Origin of the sequence: Evansella sp. AB-P1 (genome assembly GCF_029688925.1) — a bacterium.
Classification (GTDB): Bacteria; Bacillota; Bacilli; order Bacillales; family Salisediminibacteriaceae; genus Evansella.
Window position 1 is genome coordinate 1 of the sequence record NZ_JARUKY010000017.1, and the last position, 13,439, is coordinate 13,439.

At 33.1% G+C, this 13,439-nt stretch carries 17 protein-coding genes; 8 read left to right on the forward strand and 9 right to left on the reverse strand.

The features are described 5' to 3' along the window. Window positions 1-194 precede the first annotated feature (194 nt). On the reverse strand, window positions 195-827 hold the full coding sequence (locus QA612_RS16695; RefSeq protein ID WP_278284954.1) for a YpjP family protein: 633 nt from the start codon (window positions 825-827) through the stop codon (window positions 195-197). 265 nt (window positions 828-1,092) lie between these two features. On the opposite strand from QA612_RS16695, the gene QA612_RS16700 reads away from it, so the two are divergent. Beyond that, the gene (locus QA612_RS16700) at window positions 1,093-1,290 is read left to right on the forward strand and encodes a hypothetical protein (RefSeq protein WP_278284955.1); all 198 of its coding nucleotides are present in this window, start codon (window positions 1,093-1,095) and stop codon (window positions 1,288-1,290) included. A gap of 171 nt (window positions 1,291-1,461) precedes the next feature. On the opposite strand, the gene QA612_RS16705 is transcribed toward QA612_RS16700, so the two are convergent. After that, window positions 1,462-2,619 (reverse strand): glucose-1-phosphate adenylyltransferase, encoded by a 1,158-nt coding sequence (locus QA612_RS16705; RefSeq protein WP_278284956.1) that lies wholly within the window; start codon window positions 2,617-2,619, stop codon window positions 1,462-1,464. A gap of 541 nt (window positions 2,620-3,160) precedes the next feature. On the opposite strand from QA612_RS16705, the gene yjcZ reads away from it, so the two are divergent. Together yjcZ and QA612_RS16715 are read left to right on the forward strand one after the other, a co-directional pair. Further along, window positions 3,161-3,268 (forward strand): sporulation protein YjcZ, encoded by a 108-nt coding sequence (yjcZ, locus tag QA612_RS16710; RefSeq protein ID WP_278284957.1) that lies wholly within the window; start codon window positions 3,161-3,163, stop codon window positions 3,266-3,268. 151 nt (window positions 3,269-3,419) lie between these two features. After that, complete coding sequence (locus QA612_RS16715; protein WP_278284958.1) at window positions 3,420-3,563, forward strand: YjcZ family sporulation protein; 144 nt, start codon at window positions 3,420-3,422, stop codon at window positions 3,561-3,563. Between the two features lie 62 nt (window positions 3,564-3,625). Here the strand turns inward: QA612_RS16715 and QA612_RS16720 are convergent, their stop codons facing one another. The 3 genes from QA612_RS16720 to QA612_RS16730 all read right to left on the reverse strand — a co-directional run bounded on the left by QA612_RS16720 (window position 3,626) and on the right by QA612_RS16730 (window position 7,417). Further along, window positions 3,626-5,392 (reverse strand): Rieske (2Fe-2S) protein, encoded by a 1,767-nt coding sequence (locus QA612_RS16720; protein WP_278284959.1) that lies wholly within the window; start codon window positions 5,390-5,392, stop codon window positions 3,626-3,628. Window positions 5,393-5,524: 132 nt separating this feature from the next. Then, on the reverse strand, window positions 5,525-6,247 hold the full coding sequence (locus QA612_RS16725) for an HAD family hydrolase (RefSeq protein ID WP_278284960.1): 723 nt from the start codon (window positions 6,245-6,247) through the stop codon (window positions 5,525-5,527). Between the two features lie 36 nt (window positions 6,248-6,283). After that, window positions 6,284-7,417: an NAD(P)/FAD-dependent oxidoreductase gene (locus QA612_RS16730; RefSeq protein WP_278284961.1), complete on the reverse strand. Its 1,134-nt coding sequence runs from the start codon at window positions 7,415-7,417 to the stop codon at window positions 6,284-6,286. Between the two features lie 180 nt (window positions 7,418-7,597). On the opposite strand from QA612_RS16730, the gene QA612_RS16735 reads away from it, so the two are divergent. Beyond that, window positions 7,598-8,200, forward strand: coding sequence for a hypothetical protein (locus QA612_RS16735; protein WP_278284962.1), 603 nt, complete (start codon window positions 7,598-7,600; stop codon window positions 8,198-8,200). 190 nt (window positions 8,201-8,390) lie between these two features. Here the strand turns inward: QA612_RS16735 and QA612_RS16740 are convergent, their stop codons facing one another. Beyond that, a complete protein-coding gene (locus QA612_RS16740; RefSeq protein WP_278284963.1) occupies window positions 8,391-9,140 on the reverse strand; it encodes a sulfite exporter TauE/SafE family protein in 750 nt (249 codons plus the stop codon). 250 nt (window positions 9,141-9,390) lie between these two features. Here QA612_RS16740 and QA612_RS16745 point away from each other — a divergent pair, with 250 nt between their 5' ends. Next, window positions 9,391-9,504 (forward strand): sporulation protein YjcZ, encoded by a 114-nt coding sequence (locus tag QA612_RS16745; protein ID WP_278284964.1) that lies wholly within the window; start codon window positions 9,391-9,393, stop codon window positions 9,502-9,504. A gap of 375 nt (window positions 9,505-9,879) precedes the next feature. Further along, window positions 9,880-10,023: a sporulation histidine kinase inhibitor Sda gene (sda, locus tag QA612_RS16750; protein ID WP_278284965.1), complete on the forward strand. Its 144-nt coding sequence runs from the start codon at window positions 9,880-9,882 to the stop codon at window positions 10,021-10,023. A 266-nt stretch (window positions 10,024-10,289) separates the two neighbouring features. Here sda and QA612_RS16755 read toward each other — a convergent pair whose 3' ends face one another. Next, entirely contained in the window at window positions 10,290-10,430 is a 141-nt protein-coding gene (locus QA612_RS16755) for a hypothetical protein (protein WP_278284966.1), read from the reverse strand. Window positions 10,431-10,772: 342 nt separating this feature from the next. On the opposite strand from QA612_RS16755, the gene QA612_RS22520 reads away from it, so the two are divergent. Then, the gene (locus tag QA612_RS22520) at window positions 10,773-10,877 is read left to right on the forward strand and encodes a YjcZ family sporulation protein (RefSeq protein WP_481804452.1); all 105 of its coding nucleotides are present in this window, start codon (window positions 10,773-10,775) and stop codon (window positions 10,875-10,877) included. Between the two features lie 197 nt (window positions 10,878-11,074). After that, a complete protein-coding gene (locus QA612_RS16760) occupies window positions 11,075-11,170 on the forward strand; it encodes a YjcZ family sporulation protein (protein WP_278284967.1) in 96 nt (31 codons plus the stop codon). 118 nt (window positions 11,171-11,288) lie between these two features. On the opposite strand, the gene QA612_RS16765 is transcribed toward QA612_RS16760, so the two are convergent. Both QA612_RS16765 and fosM read right to left on the reverse strand, forming a co-directional pair. Next, entirely contained in the window at window positions 11,289-11,939 is a 651-nt protein-coding gene (locus QA612_RS16765) for a glycoside hydrolase domain-containing protein (RefSeq protein WP_278284968.1), read from the reverse strand. A gap of 160 nt (window positions 11,940-12,099) precedes the next feature. Beyond that, window positions 12,100-12,522 (reverse strand): FosM family fosfomycin resistance protein, encoded by a 423-nt coding sequence (fosM, locus tag QA612_RS16770; RefSeq protein ID WP_278284969.1) that lies wholly within the window; start codon window positions 12,520-12,522, stop codon window positions 12,100-12,102. Window positions 12,523-13,439: the final 917 nt, after the last annotated feature.

Genomic DNA, 13,439 nt, shown 5'->3' on the forward strand with positions numbered 1-13,439 from the left:
AAGTATGATAAATAAATTTTTACGTTTTTTCATAATCCCGCACCTTCATCTCTATATCGAATTCATATATAAGATAGACGTAAAATATTGAAAAAAGTTTCAAAGCAAGAATAAAGAATGACTTCGTTTATGCCTAAAACACCTAGGATTTATTTTTCCTAGGTGTTTACCATAAATTATCTTTCGTATTGTATTTACGACATCCATTTCGGAGGAGTATTTTTATCCCAGTAAACCTCTCCTAAATCATGGTGTTCTTCAAAATTATCATCATTCAAGTGATAGTGAAAGTTAAACCAATAGCCGTCTTTCGGACGATTATCCCTTCTAACATCAAATCGAACAACATCCTTATTTGTCCTATGGTCAAGAATTTTAAAGATCTTTTCACCGTACCCTTGGGCAGGTTGCTCTGTAATACCGAAATGCTGTAAGTCTTCTCTACCAACCTCTTCAAGAAGATTTCTAATTACTTCTTCCATATTAGGTAAAACGGAGGTTACAAGGTCATCCTCTACTTGATTAACGATTTTTGGGCCAAGCTTATAGTAAGTTTGATCCTTTGCTTGATCTGTTAGATAATCTATAAAGTCGTCAATAGAATCATTATGACTACTTTCTTGATCATAGGTATTGGTAAAATCTATTTCTTCTATACTTTCGTCTTCCAGAGAAGAAAGTAGGCCATTCGTTGGTTTTGAGTTTGAAGAAGCGATAAGGTCGTTTTCTTGATTAGCATTTCCATCCAAATATGTAGGTGGTATATACATACCTAACGTGATAAATGTGATAAGGATAACGGATATTTTTTTGAACCAAAGCTTCATAGAAAAATCCCCTTTTTCTTTGTCCTTATATAAATTCTATCACGATTAATAGAAAAGTCTATATACATTACCATGTTTTTAGACGAATACATTATTTTTTACATTTTGTTAATTATTAAGGGAAGTGAAAATTAATGATCAACAGCATAATAATTTTTTCAATATTTAGACACACTACTTCTCTAGATTTTGTTATATATTTAAACTAAGAATCAAAATTATACATGCTTAATCTCTATTTTTTTATGAAGGGGGGTTGAGGAGAATGATGGGAGAGCATTATCAAGATGTTAAAATAAAGTTACATGCTAGAGATAATGTTTTTCAAAGTGTTGTTGTTGCACGAGAACATAAAGTACCGGGTCATGTAATCATCAAAAATGAAAACGAAAAATATTTAATTATTCCAGAAAATTGTGTTTACTCTGCCCGTTCTCTTGGTTTTTTGATAGTGGAATGTTAACTAACCTTACCTTTACTATAAAAAAGCCGAGAGCAGGTTATTAACACCTGCTCTTTTTTTATTCCTAATTATTTACTTCTGAAAAATGTTAACCGCGCTAAAGTTTGATAACAAATTTAAAAGCAGAGCTATTCCATACTGCCTTTCTCAAGAGTTGTCATTGTCACTCCTTTAGGAATTGACACTATATACTTTTTGACTTTCCTCAATCGTTTTTCCTAATAATATAATTCCATTTCGTTGTCTTGGTACTTCATAGTTATTTGGAACATTAATTCCTTCACCAACAATTGAATTTTCTAATCTTACATTCTCTCCTATTACAGCATTTGGTAATATGACGCTATTATTAATCGTTGAACCTTTTCCTATCGTTACATTATTAAATAAAACAGAATGATTAACATGACCATATATTTCATTTCCAGCACTAATTAAAGATTCCTTTACTACAGCATTACTATCGAGATATTGAGGTGGGCTTGTGAGTTCCACTGTACTAATATCCCAATCTTTATTTGTCAAAAAGATGTTTGTTTCTTTCTTTAACAAATCCATATTGGCTTCCCAATAACTTTCAATTGTGCCTACATCTTTCCAATATCCGTTAAAATTATATGCATAAAGTAAACGATTATCATGAAGTACCTTTGGTATAATGTCTTTACCAAAATCCTTTGTTGAAAATTCATTTCTTTCTTCTCGTTCTAAGTATCCTTTTAGAACATTCCATTTAAATATATATATTCCCATAGATGCTAAATTTGATGAAGGAAATTGTGGTTTTTCTTCAAACTCTACTATTCTATTTGATTCTTCATCTACATTCATAATTCCAAAGCGATTAGCTTCATTCCAAGGAACCTTCATCACAGAAATAGTAACATCCCCATTTGATTCAATATGCTGTTTTAGCATTTTCGTATAATCCATTTTGTAAATGTGGTCTCCTGAAATAACAAGTACATGCTCAGGATTATATTGATCAAGAAAATGCATATTTTGATAAATAGCATGGGCTGTACCATTGTACCAATGGTCTAATTTCTTACACTGATATGGAGGTAGAATGGTTAATCCACCATTTTTATTATTTAAATTCCATGCCTCCCCTCGACCAATGTATTGATGCAATATATGAGGTTGATACTGGGTTAATACACCAACGGTTTCAATACCGGAATTTTTACAATTACTTAATGTAAAATCAATAATCCGATACTTGCCACCAAACGGAACTGCAGGTTTTGCATTATAATCTGTCAATTCTTTCAATCTCGTTCCTCTTCCACCAGCTAACAACATCGCCACACATTGCTTTTTTTTCATAGTACGCCTCCTTTGTATTTTAAATATTTTGAATAGTTCTTGTTAGAAAAATAAATAATATTAGTTGGGCATTTTCTTCTCATATTCTCTCTTCTCTCTATTAAAATTTGTTAAATTTGCTTTTTTTGAAAATACGAAACACTATAACGAAATTTATAGTAACACATTAAATCAAAATTCTATATCAAAAAATTCAGACTTTTTTTGACTAAAAACGATAAATTTTAACATGAAAATAAATATTAATCTAACGTTTTTTGTTAGAAGTGAGGTATTTTATCTTTACTTATCAGCTCATGTCAAAAAGATTTTTGTAATTATGAACAATCTTAGTTACTGAATGTTCACAAAATTGTAATAAAGAAGGTAAACTAAAGAACATTTACAAAAAGATAATCGATTTAATTAGTGTCCAATTCTTTATTTTTTTTAGGCAGCCGTACAATCACTTTATTCCATAAATCATAAAGTAAAATTAGAGAGGGTGATTTTCTAAATAAAAATTACCCCCTTTCAAAAATCTTAAGGAGGCAGATACGAGATGTCACATACACAATCTCATTTTGGTGGATTTGCATTCGTATTAGTAGTGTTTGTTCTCTTAGTAATCATTGGAGCTGTAGCTTTAGGTAGCGGATACGGTTACTAAAAATAAGATTCTATCTTAAATGAGGGACGTTCCTATAACGTTCCTCATTACTTTTGTCCGTAGAAAAAAATTAAATATAAATTTGCAATTAATATAAACGAATTAATCTTAAATATAGGCAAATAATGTGTCAATAAAATAGGTTCACCATATGGTGGAAGTAAGGGAAATAAATTTTCCCACTACGACAAAGAAAAAGGAGGCTGAAAAAATGGCTTACGCTAGTGGTTTTGCGTTAGTGCTTGTATTGTTCATCCTCTTAGTAATTATTGGTACAGCAGTAGTCAAATACTAATAATAAGCACACTTATAAAGGTGGAAATGACTAGATCATTTCCACCTCTCCTCTATCCATTATTATTCATCTTCAAACAATTTTTCTCCTCTATGAAGTCGCATAGCAATTCTTGCAGTATGAGGAATTTCCCTGGAGGTAGGTGCATGTGCCGCTAAATATCGCGTAACGGAAAGAATCATTATTTCTTGGGCATAAACTGAGATTGAAGAGGATTCTAATGACCATTTTTCGTGCTCCATCAGTGCCCCTTCAAACATTTGAAAGGAATGGAACTCTGCATCCTCCCGCAATAAAGCATGACCTAATCCATTAAACAACTCACCTTTATCACCTTTTCGTTCTAAAAACGTAGCAACCCATTTTGCCGCTTCATCTGTTTGCTGCTGTTGATTCAATAGCTCTAAGAGTTCCTCTACATTAGGAGGTATCTCCTCCGATTGGCCTATTCTAGGTAATCTGGCTGAAGGCGTATTTAAAAAACGATCTAAATAAATACTCATGGCACCGTGAAAAATAGCTCTGCATAATTCAGGCGTTACGGAGCGCTGTAACCCTTTATGAACAGCATGAGCATGTGTGAACGTATGAAGAACAGTTATCCAATCTCTAAATTCATTTTGCACATGAAAACGGGCTACTCGTTCTGCTGCTGCTAAAGTCACGAGCTGAGCTAACCTAACAGGAGACATTCCTTTTTTCATGGCATTTGATATATCATCAATTGTTTCTAATGGACGATCACTTAACAATTGTTCAACTAATTTTTTTTCATTCACACCATGATCAGTTGTACTCGTATTCTTTGCATCCTTGTGCAACTTGTCAAATGCTTTGTATAATGGTCTCACTAAATTAACTGGGGACTGCCAACTATGTGATTCTTCACTTCTAGAAGCGCTAGCGAAATCTGGTAATAAGGAGGATAATACATATTCTTTAAGACCATGATCCTCTTTCTCTCCTAGGCTTTCCAGTATTTCAAAGGCTTTATTATGAAAATCTAATGAATGTCCGATATTCATGTAAAAATGATCTGTAACTGCACACATCATCATGTTTGACAATTCCTCTTTTTTAGCTCCCATCTCAATAGCTGTTAATAAAACTCTTTCCGCACCTTGAACATCACGGACCTCTATATTATGGCGATACCATTCAGACAACTGATCGAAAGATGGTTGATTCTCTGACGTTGGTAGTGGTCCAAGTAAAAAACGAGTTCCCATACCAGCTGTTTCCCGACTTACATGAACGATACCCTGATAAAGTGCTAGTATCTTACCGTTTTTATCTAAAAAAGGAAGCACGTTTGTCATAGCAGTTAGGATTGTTAATCCTGAACGCCAACCATTTCTTCTATGTTTTGTACCAAATTCAACACCAATTTTACTAATGCTAATAGGTGATTCTCCTGCCTCAACTAAACCAACAACAGCTTTTGCAATAACTAAGCTTATATTTTGTTCCAATCCTTCTTGAAGACGTTTTCGAAGCTTTGTTACTGTATGACGATTTACTGGTATAGTACTTACCAAAACTTCATCACCAATTACTTCTACTGGGTATGTGGCTACATCATCTGCCCAAGGGTCTAATGTACCTCCACTTTTAACATCAAATCGGGCGTGATGCCAATGACAAGTTAATATTCCATCACATGAGCTTCCCATATGTAACGGAAACCCTAAATGAGGACATCGGTTATCAATGGCATATACATTGCCATCCTCATATAAAACAGCTATTCCATGTCCTCCACCTTTAACGACTTTAACACCTTTGTTTTTTATTTCAGAAATTGTACCAGCAGTTATCCGTTCTGCCATTTATACTACCTCCCTCAGTATATATTCTGAATATTAAAACTAATAATATATAATTACTATTCTACCTTATCAAGTAACTAAAAAACAGGTTTCCTATATAAGGAAACCTGCTTATTGAACCAAACTAAATCATTATTGATTGAATATTCCTTGCTTCTTTCTAATTTTCTCAACTAATTGCTCTAATGTCCCTTGTTCGTCTATTTGATAGGTAGGTTCACCACGATCAATTACGCATCCTTCTACAAGGAACGTTTTGATACCTATTGTTGCTGCAACCATATCCTCTTGTTTATCATTTCCAACCATTACGCACTCTTGTGGAGTTACTTGTAATTGGTCACATATATATTGATAATATTGTTTATGAGGTTTTGTAAACACACTTTCTTCATACACAGTTACAATTTCAAAGGGTAAGTCATCAATGCCAGCCCAAGTTAATCGATGATAAATAGCTGCCTTCGGAAAAACTGGATTTGTTGCAACCGCTATTCGGTACCCTTGTCTTACCGCTTCCTCTACTACTTGTCTTGCTAAAGGGGTAGGTTCACACAAATAGGAAAAAGTAGGAAATACCTTGTCATAAAAATCATCTAATGTAGGCCAAATATCTTCCTTTTTTACATTTACTAATGATAAGAATGTTTCTTCGAATACTTTTTCATTTGTTTTTTCATGGTCTAAATTACGTAGCATTGCTTCCGTCCCAGCCCAAAGTGCCTTAACAAAATCATTTGGATCTATAATGTGTGCCACTCTCGGTGCTAATTCTTTTATATAATTTTTTACAAAAGAATCTGTATCCATAGGTAGTAATGTCCCATCTAAATCAAATAAAATTACCTTAGTCATGTTTCACAAACCTCCACTGAACGATTTTATAATTGATTAAAAGCTCCTATATAATTGATTAAAAGCTCCTAATACGTCGTAATCCTTTAAGGATAATGTTGTCCTACCACGTAAAGCTAAATTTGCTAGTTCCATCCCTAAATATGGACCGACTGTTAAGCCAGATGCTCCAAGTCCATTTGCAATAAGTAAACCATCATAATGGGGAACTGGACCAATAACTGGAAGAAAACCTGGAGTCATAGGACGAAAGCCTACTCTTGTTTCAAGCAATTTACAACTCTTTAGTCCTGGAGCTATCACGAAAGCTTTTTCAAAAATTTCATAAAGTCCTCCTGCAGTCACATGAGGATCAAATCCTACTTCATCTTCATGTGTTGCTCCTATAACAATTCGTCCATCTTCAAAAGGGACAATATAATGATTGTTCGGTGGCATAATAACAGGCCATTCCATCGTTTCTCTATTTTGAAGCTCTAGATGAACAATTTGTGCTTTTTGTGGTTTTACATTGAAGTGTAAATTTAAAGGTTTTAATAGTTCTCCTGCCCAAGCTCCTGCTACTAAAATTACCTTATCCCCATACAAGATCTGTTCTCCAACTTTAACTCCAGTTACCTTATTACTTGTATGTTCTAATGCTACATTTCCTTTAACTAGCTTTGCCCCATTATTTGTAGAGGCCTGAACGAGGGCATCACGTAGAGCTCGTCCATTTACTCTTGCTCCACCACTAATATGTATAGCACCAAATCCATCTGCTAATGGAGGAAACAAACACTTTGCTTCTTTCGGTGACAAGCGGTTAATCTCCCCTATTTCAGGTGCTTCAACCTTCCGTAAATTTGCCCTTTCTTCCATTTTAGCTAGCTTGTCGTCATCTGTATGTATACTAATAGAACCAACCTTAGCATAACCTGTATTTGTTTCCCCAGCATCCTTTAATTCATCTATTAAAGAGGGGTAATACTTCGCCCCATTTTTCGCTAAGTGATACCAAGCTTTGTTTCGTCGTTGTGATAGCCATGGACAAACTATTCCCGCTGCCGCATCTGTTGCCTGGCCAATATCATGACGATCAACTAAAGTAACCTCAGCCCCTTCCTTCGTTAAATGATAAGCAGTTGAAGCACCTAAAATGCCACCACCTACAACAATATATGTATTCATCATAGCACCTTCTCAATTATTTGCCCTAATTATTATTACTATCTATTTTACAAAACATGGAACCTATTATTCAAACATTATCAGTTATTATACTTTTGGGTAATAGGAAAAAGACTTCTCTAACGATATGATGAATATAATATGTCTTGTTTTACAACTATTTAGTAGGGAGGAATAAGAATGTCGGAACAATCTGAGTTAAAGGAAGAACAGACAGAACAAGTGGAAGAGGTAGGTAAAGAACAAAAATTAAATTACTTTCAATTCTTACTTCAAATGTTTAAAAAACCAGAAGACATTTTAAGTAAAGAATTTAAAGGGTATGAGCTATTTGGACTAATAAATGTAGTGGCAATTCTTATGTTAATCTTTTTTAGTTATTTTGTTCAAAATGTAACTCTTTTCACAGGCACCGCTTGGTTTGCATGGGGATTTTCTCAGAGTATTAAGCATGCTATTTCCTTTACCATCCCACTTGTTACCGTTATTTTCCTTTTTAATTGGTATGGAAATAAAGAAGGAAATAAACAAAAGATTGTTTATTACTTTGAAAAACTAGGAGCTTCCCTTTCATTATCCTGTGTTTTGCTATTGCTCAGTATTCCCCTAAATCTATTAAACATCACGTTGCATAGTTGGTTTAGAACAGGTGGGATAACTTTAATGTATATTGCAATATTTATGATCTCCTATCTCTATGTAGCAAAAGGGAACTTTAAAGTAGCCACTGTTTTTGTATTAGGGTTTTACTTTGTATACAGACTATTTTATTTTATTTTATAAGTTTCATATTTTATACTTTTTTTCCAACGTTGGTAAAGGTGTCCCATGCTGGGACACCTTTTTATATAGAGAGAATTTATAAGTTTTTTTCAAAACGTTGTCTAGGAGTCAGGAGGTCGATGATTTAACCGTTGCCCACAGGACGTAGGCTGTACTTAGGTGTAATTGGGGCGCATTACGCTTTTCTTTTTTATGGAATTAATAGTCTTATACCTCCAATTGTTGCTAATATAAGGATAATAACATTAAAATGTTTTTGTGGTATAAGAGGAAGAAATTTTATTCCAATATAGGTACCTACTAGTATAGCTGGAATAAGCATCGCATTAAAGCTTATCGTGTCAACTGTAATTAGACCTAAGCCAATGTACATAGGTACTTTTATTAAATTTACAGAAAGGAAAAACCATGCCCCAGTTCCAATAAACTCTTTCTTTGGTAAGGCAATAGCAATTAAAAAGATTGCCATAATTGGCCCTGCAGCATTACCGATCATTGTTGTAAACCCAGCTAACGTTCCCATAGTTGCAATAAACCACTTTGATTGTGGTAATGCATCTAACCATTTAGATCCCCATCGTTCCCTAGAAACTTGAACGCCAATTAATGTAATAACCATAACACCCAAAATAATTTCTATTGGTCTACTTGCTTCAACAAAATATAGGAGAATAAAACCACAGAAAATTCCACCTAAAACCCATGGTACTAATCTAAATAATGTTTTCCAATCTACACTTCTACGATAGTATGTAACAGCTATAATATCTGCAGCAATTAGCATAGGTAAGACAATTCCGATTGAATCTCTTGCTGGAAAGATTGTTGCCATTGTAGCTACAACAAATATCCCTAATGTTGGTAATCCCGTTTTTGATACACCAATAAAAATAGCGCAGAGCACTACGATTACTAATTGTGTCCATTCTAAACCAAGCATAAGTATAGTCTCATCTCCTTAAATAAATATCTGTTTGTTTCCCTATAGTCGATTCTTTCATCTGTCAAAAAATAGTTTAGATTTTTATACACCGCTAGTTTGGAGCCTTAGACTATTTAAAAAAATAAAAAAACGAGTATATATATCTATCAGTTAATCCATCATTTTTTCTTTTTAATAGATTCATAACTATACGAAAAAAATAAAGTTACATATAGTGTATTATTCTCATATAAAAGGGGGTGTTGGCATGAGCTACTACCCAACTCATCATCAAAGACCAAGAACAGATAATTTCGCATTTGTTCTAGTTATTTTTGTGTTACTAGTTATTATTGGTGCTGTTATCGTCCACCGATGGTAGCATAGTAAACAAGGTAAAAGGTTTCAAATGAGTATCAATTCTATTCATTTGAAACCTAAAAAATACATATATTATTTTCTGGGTTTTGTTTTTCCATCAATATTAATAGTAACGAACTGCAATTATATAATACCATGTTGGAAATAAAATTAATTATTATTACTAAATTCCATCCTTTTGAATGAGACTAAAGTCACACCTCACGTGTTGTATCTTATAGTCATTTACTATAAATAGTTAATTTCCCCTTCTATTTTCACATAAAATACAAAAAAATAGTGATTTTTTTACAAATTTTTCTGGCTAATGGTTTATTATTAATATAGACTTTTGTTAGGATTTACTTTCGAAAAACTTTTGAAGGAGGTATTAATCATGAACAAGTTAAGTTACAAGGCTCTGATTGAAGTATATCATCAAGCAAAAGAACTGCAACTTTCTGAAGAATTTATTACATTAGTGTTAAATGAGATTGAAATAAGAAAAATGAAAAATGAATCAGGTCAAAGTGTTCACTAAATAGAACAATCCTGTAAGTTACTATACTCCAATTCTACAACAAACTGTCAACTATTGTGGGGATGAAAGAGTTGTTCCTGTTGTATTGAAGTGTTGAAGAAGATGCGTATTATTCATCGTTCGGATATCATTATACCCCTACAAAAATTCGTTCATACTTGATACATTTATGTATAAGAGTCCTCCTTATTGTATTAAAGGAGAACTTAATATCTTAGCTTATATAATACATGTAATATTTTCTAATTGATCTTATTAATTATGAATTAAGACCATTTCTTAAGAAGCCTTTCTCCTTTATCAGTTATAAAAGCTTTTCCCTGTTTTTTTGCTTTTTTAAGCTGTTGTACTACCTCTGCACGATCTCCAGTTTTTTCACTGTTAACTCTTTTCTTTAATAACTTCATATTTCACTCCACTCCTTTTCATTCATTCCCTTGACACAAAAACAAGATTACATACGTTCAGTTTCAATAAACACTTTATGTTTAATGGTCTAAATGTGTGAATGCCTATTAACCAATCAATTGTATTTTTCCATTTTTTAGTTTTCTTCGTTACCTATAAATTTCAATTGGCCATAATGTTTAATACTTCTATGAACGATCGTCTAGTAAAATATCTATATTTTCATAATATTTCTCTATGAGACAAGTCCCTATTTTTAATAACTTCCGCATCTTCTCTATTACATCTTATCTTTTTAAACATATTGTATATTATCTCAATAGAAAGGAGTGTTGAGATATATGAGTGGTTACTGTCCATCGCCACGTACCGATTCATTCGCCTTTGTCTTGGTTATTTTCGTTTTACTAGTGATCATTGGCGCATGTTGTTGGTATGGTTACTAAATCCTAGGTGCACTCCAAGGTGTCCAAAGTGACTCAAATAGCCTCCCTCCTTTTAAAGCGCCCAGATACGGGCGCTTTTTATATTATCTTTAATCTTTTTTCAAAATAATTTATAACTTTTCCTAAAACCACCTACACATCTAATAGCGAACATACATAAATTGTACTATCCCTAACAAGAAAGGGGGGGACAGGATATGAGTCACTATGCAGGAGGTCACGCAGCTGGATTTGCATTAGTGTTAGTTCTGTTTATTTTGCTCGTTATTATTGGAGCAGCATGGGCTTACTAAACAGAAGCATTAAGCCTCTCATTACTAAAAAAAGCGCCTTTCAAAAGGCGCTTCTTTATACATACTTTAGTAATGATTTATTATACACGTTAAAAATTGTTGAGATCACTTTCACCTATTAATACAAATGATCATATAACTTTTTTTCCAAAAGTACTGTATCAATTGGACATTCCTCTGCATCACGACCATATTGCCATGCCCACACATTCCCTTCACAGTCAGGTGTAATAGGACTATAAGTAGGTATATTAGCTTTCGACGTCGTACCAGTCTCAGGTTCGGCACTCCATAGTACCGTTTGATGTCGCACGAGTTCACTTCGTTCAATCGCTTCACAATATGCATCGTTAAATGGACCTTCCGTTGGGTCGTGATAAATTCCAGGTCGATAATCACTATTATAAATTCTCTCTACCCATGCAATAATCCAATTAGCATCTACCTCAAAAAACCTTTCCACATTTGCAAAAACAAACACACCACTTGGGATACCTAACCTCCGTGATTGATAAATAGCGTTTTGTGCTGCGACTCTTCCAGCTTGACTTCCTACAGCTTCTCGGAAGTTGTTATAAATTGGTAAAATTTTAATTCCCTTTTCCTTTAAAAAAGAAATTTCTTGTGAAGACAAGCCATCACTAACATTTGGAATTGTATTTAAATACCTCCCCCATATGTCAGGGTGTCCAAAGTTTGCTTCAACACATTCATATAGCTCTTGCGTAGCTGCTGAAGCAGAGTCTACTCCCCAAATTATATTTACCATCGATTCCCCTCCTTCACACTTATTAATATATGTAACTACTAGGCTTGAAGGTGAATAAAAATTTTATAATAAATATCATGAAAGACCTCGATCCAAGAATCTTAAGAAAGACCTGCTGGCTCTTGAACTAAAGCGATCGTTTATTTAAAAGGTTATTCTCTTAATCAAAAAATTCCATATGTGTTTTCTCTTTTTTATAGTAATCCAATCTATCTTGTAGTGTACCTGTATGAAATTCAAATTTATGACCATCTGGGTCTGTAAAATAGATGGACTTTTTATCTCTTTCATCTCTTGGACGACCTGATAAAATGTTCACATTCAATCTCCTTAGTTTCTCATACATTTCATCAAACTTATTTTCTTCAATTGTAAATGCTATGTGTGTATAGGAGTGGTGTATTTCATTACGAGGTATATCTGTCTCTACATTGAGAGCAAGCCACATTCCATTTAAATCAAAGTACGCAGTGTTTCTGCCTTTTACTAACAAATTAGCATCAAATACATTTTTATAAAACTTAATAGAACTTTCTAAATCAGAAACTGAAAATAAAAAATGATTAAGTCCTTTTACCGACATAGTATCACCCCAATAATATAGTACCTTAAAATCTGGCAAAGACAGAAATCCCATTTCAAGAAACACGTTCGTTTGTTCAACAAGAGCAGCGACAGATTTTTTCCCTATCGATCCCCCGTTTGTTTAAGAAGAAATTTTAATCTATTAGTAAGATGCAAATAATACAGTAATAATTATTTTACGCAAAAGTATCCCCTCCTGTTTCAGATTAACTTTTCATTATTCAACAAAGATTCTCTCAACCGAAACATAAATCTCTATTTAATTAGATTAAAAAAGGAGGGAGTACTTTACTTAAGTATTCTCTCCGTCTGTTGAATATAAGAACTCCTCCTTAAAAACTTTATATTTAATTTTTTTCTAATATAAATCTACTATCTTTCTTTACCTTTTCACCTGATTAATTAAATTTCCATAAACTATCATTGGAATGAGTACCACTAGTGCACAGACAAAAAAAGAGTACATGTATTTAGGTTGTATCAAAGGAAGGAATCCAAAATATGGTAAGCTATTTATAAAATCAAAGTACCATCTTAAAATAAATAAAGATACGAAACTAAAAACCAAGCTTGTAGAAACTGAAGTGATTATTAATTTCTTTAAAAAATCAATTTTAATTATTTTAGCAAGGTAATTAACAAATAAAATAGAGAAAAATAAACCAAAGAAAAGAGATACGTATGGATGGTACCTAATCGCAAGATCGTTCTTATCACCTAAATAATTACTTGGTAATAGATGGACTCCAATAACGTAAGCCAAAATAAAATTTAATATTGCTGCAACTGCTCCAATGGATATTGAAAGGGCTAAGATTTTATTTATATCTACCACTCCTAATATTAAACATTATGTATAATTTATTATAACAACAAAAAAACACATGTGATTTCACTCAATAGAAATCACATGTG

Excerpts from the sequence above, each read along its gene's own strand:
- QA612_RS16695 (WP_278284954.1), bottom strand. The coding sequence starts at position 827 with ATGAAGCTTTGGTTCAAAAAAATATCCGTTATCCTTATCACATTTATC.
- QA612_RS16700 (WP_278284955.1), top strand. The coding sequence starts at position 1,093 with ATGATGGGAGAGCATTATCAAGATGTTAAAATAAAGTTACATGCTAGA.
- QA612_RS16705 (WP_278284956.1), bottom strand. The coding sequence starts at position 2,619 with ATGAAAAAAAAGCAATGTGTGGCGATGTTGTTAGCTGGTGGAAGAGGA.
- yjcZ (WP_278284957.1), top strand. The coding sequence starts at position 3,161 with ATGTCACATACACAATCTCATTTTGGTGGATTTGCATTCGTATTAGTA.
- QA612_RS16715 (WP_278284958.1), top strand. The coding sequence starts at position 3,420 with ATGGTGGAAGTAAGGGAAATAAATTTTCCCACTACGACAAAGAAAAAG.
- QA612_RS16720 (WP_278284959.1), bottom strand. The coding sequence starts at position 5,392 with ATGGCAGAACGGATAACTGCTGGTACAATTTCTGAAATAAAAAACAAA.
- QA612_RS16725 (WP_278284960.1), bottom strand. The coding sequence starts at position 6,247 with ATGACTAAGGTAATTTTATTTGATTTAGATGGGACATTACTACCTATG.
- QA612_RS16730 (WP_278284961.1), bottom strand. The coding sequence starts at position 7,417 with ATGAATACATATATTGTTGTAGGTGGTGGCATTTTAGGTGCTTCAACT.
- QA612_RS16735 (WP_278284962.1), top strand. The coding sequence starts at position 7,598 with ATGTCGGAACAATCTGAGTTAAAGGAAGAACAGACAGAACAAGTGGAA.
- QA612_RS16740 (WP_278284963.1), bottom strand. The coding sequence starts at position 9,140 with ATGCTTGGTTTAGAATGGACACAATTAGTAATCGTAGTGCTCTGCGCT.
- QA612_RS16745 (WP_278284964.1), top strand. The coding sequence starts at position 9,391 with ATGAGCTACTACCCAACTCATCATCAAAGACCAAGAACAGATAATTTC.
- sda (WP_278284965.1), top strand. The coding sequence starts at position 9,880 with ATGAACAAGTTAAGTTACAAGGCTCTGATTGAAGTATATCATCAAGCA.
- QA612_RS16755 (WP_278284966.1), bottom strand. The coding sequence starts at position 10,430 with ATGAAGTTATTAAAGAAAAGAGTTAACAGTGAAAAAACTGGAGATCGT.
- QA612_RS22520 (WP_481804452.1), top strand. The coding sequence starts at position 10,773 with ATGAGTGGTTACTGTCCATCGCCACGTACCGATTCATTCGCCTTTGTC.
- QA612_RS16760 (WP_278284967.1), top strand. The coding sequence starts at position 11,075 with ATGAGTCACTATGCAGGAGGTCACGCAGCTGGATTTGCATTAGTGTTA.
- QA612_RS16765 (WP_278284968.1), bottom strand. The coding sequence starts at position 11,939 with ATGGTAAATATAATTTGGGGAGTAGACTCTGCTTCAGCAGCTACGCAA.
- fosM (WP_278284969.1), bottom strand. The coding sequence starts at position 12,522 with ATGTCGGTAAAAGGACTTAATCATTTTTTATTTTCAGTTTCTGATTTA.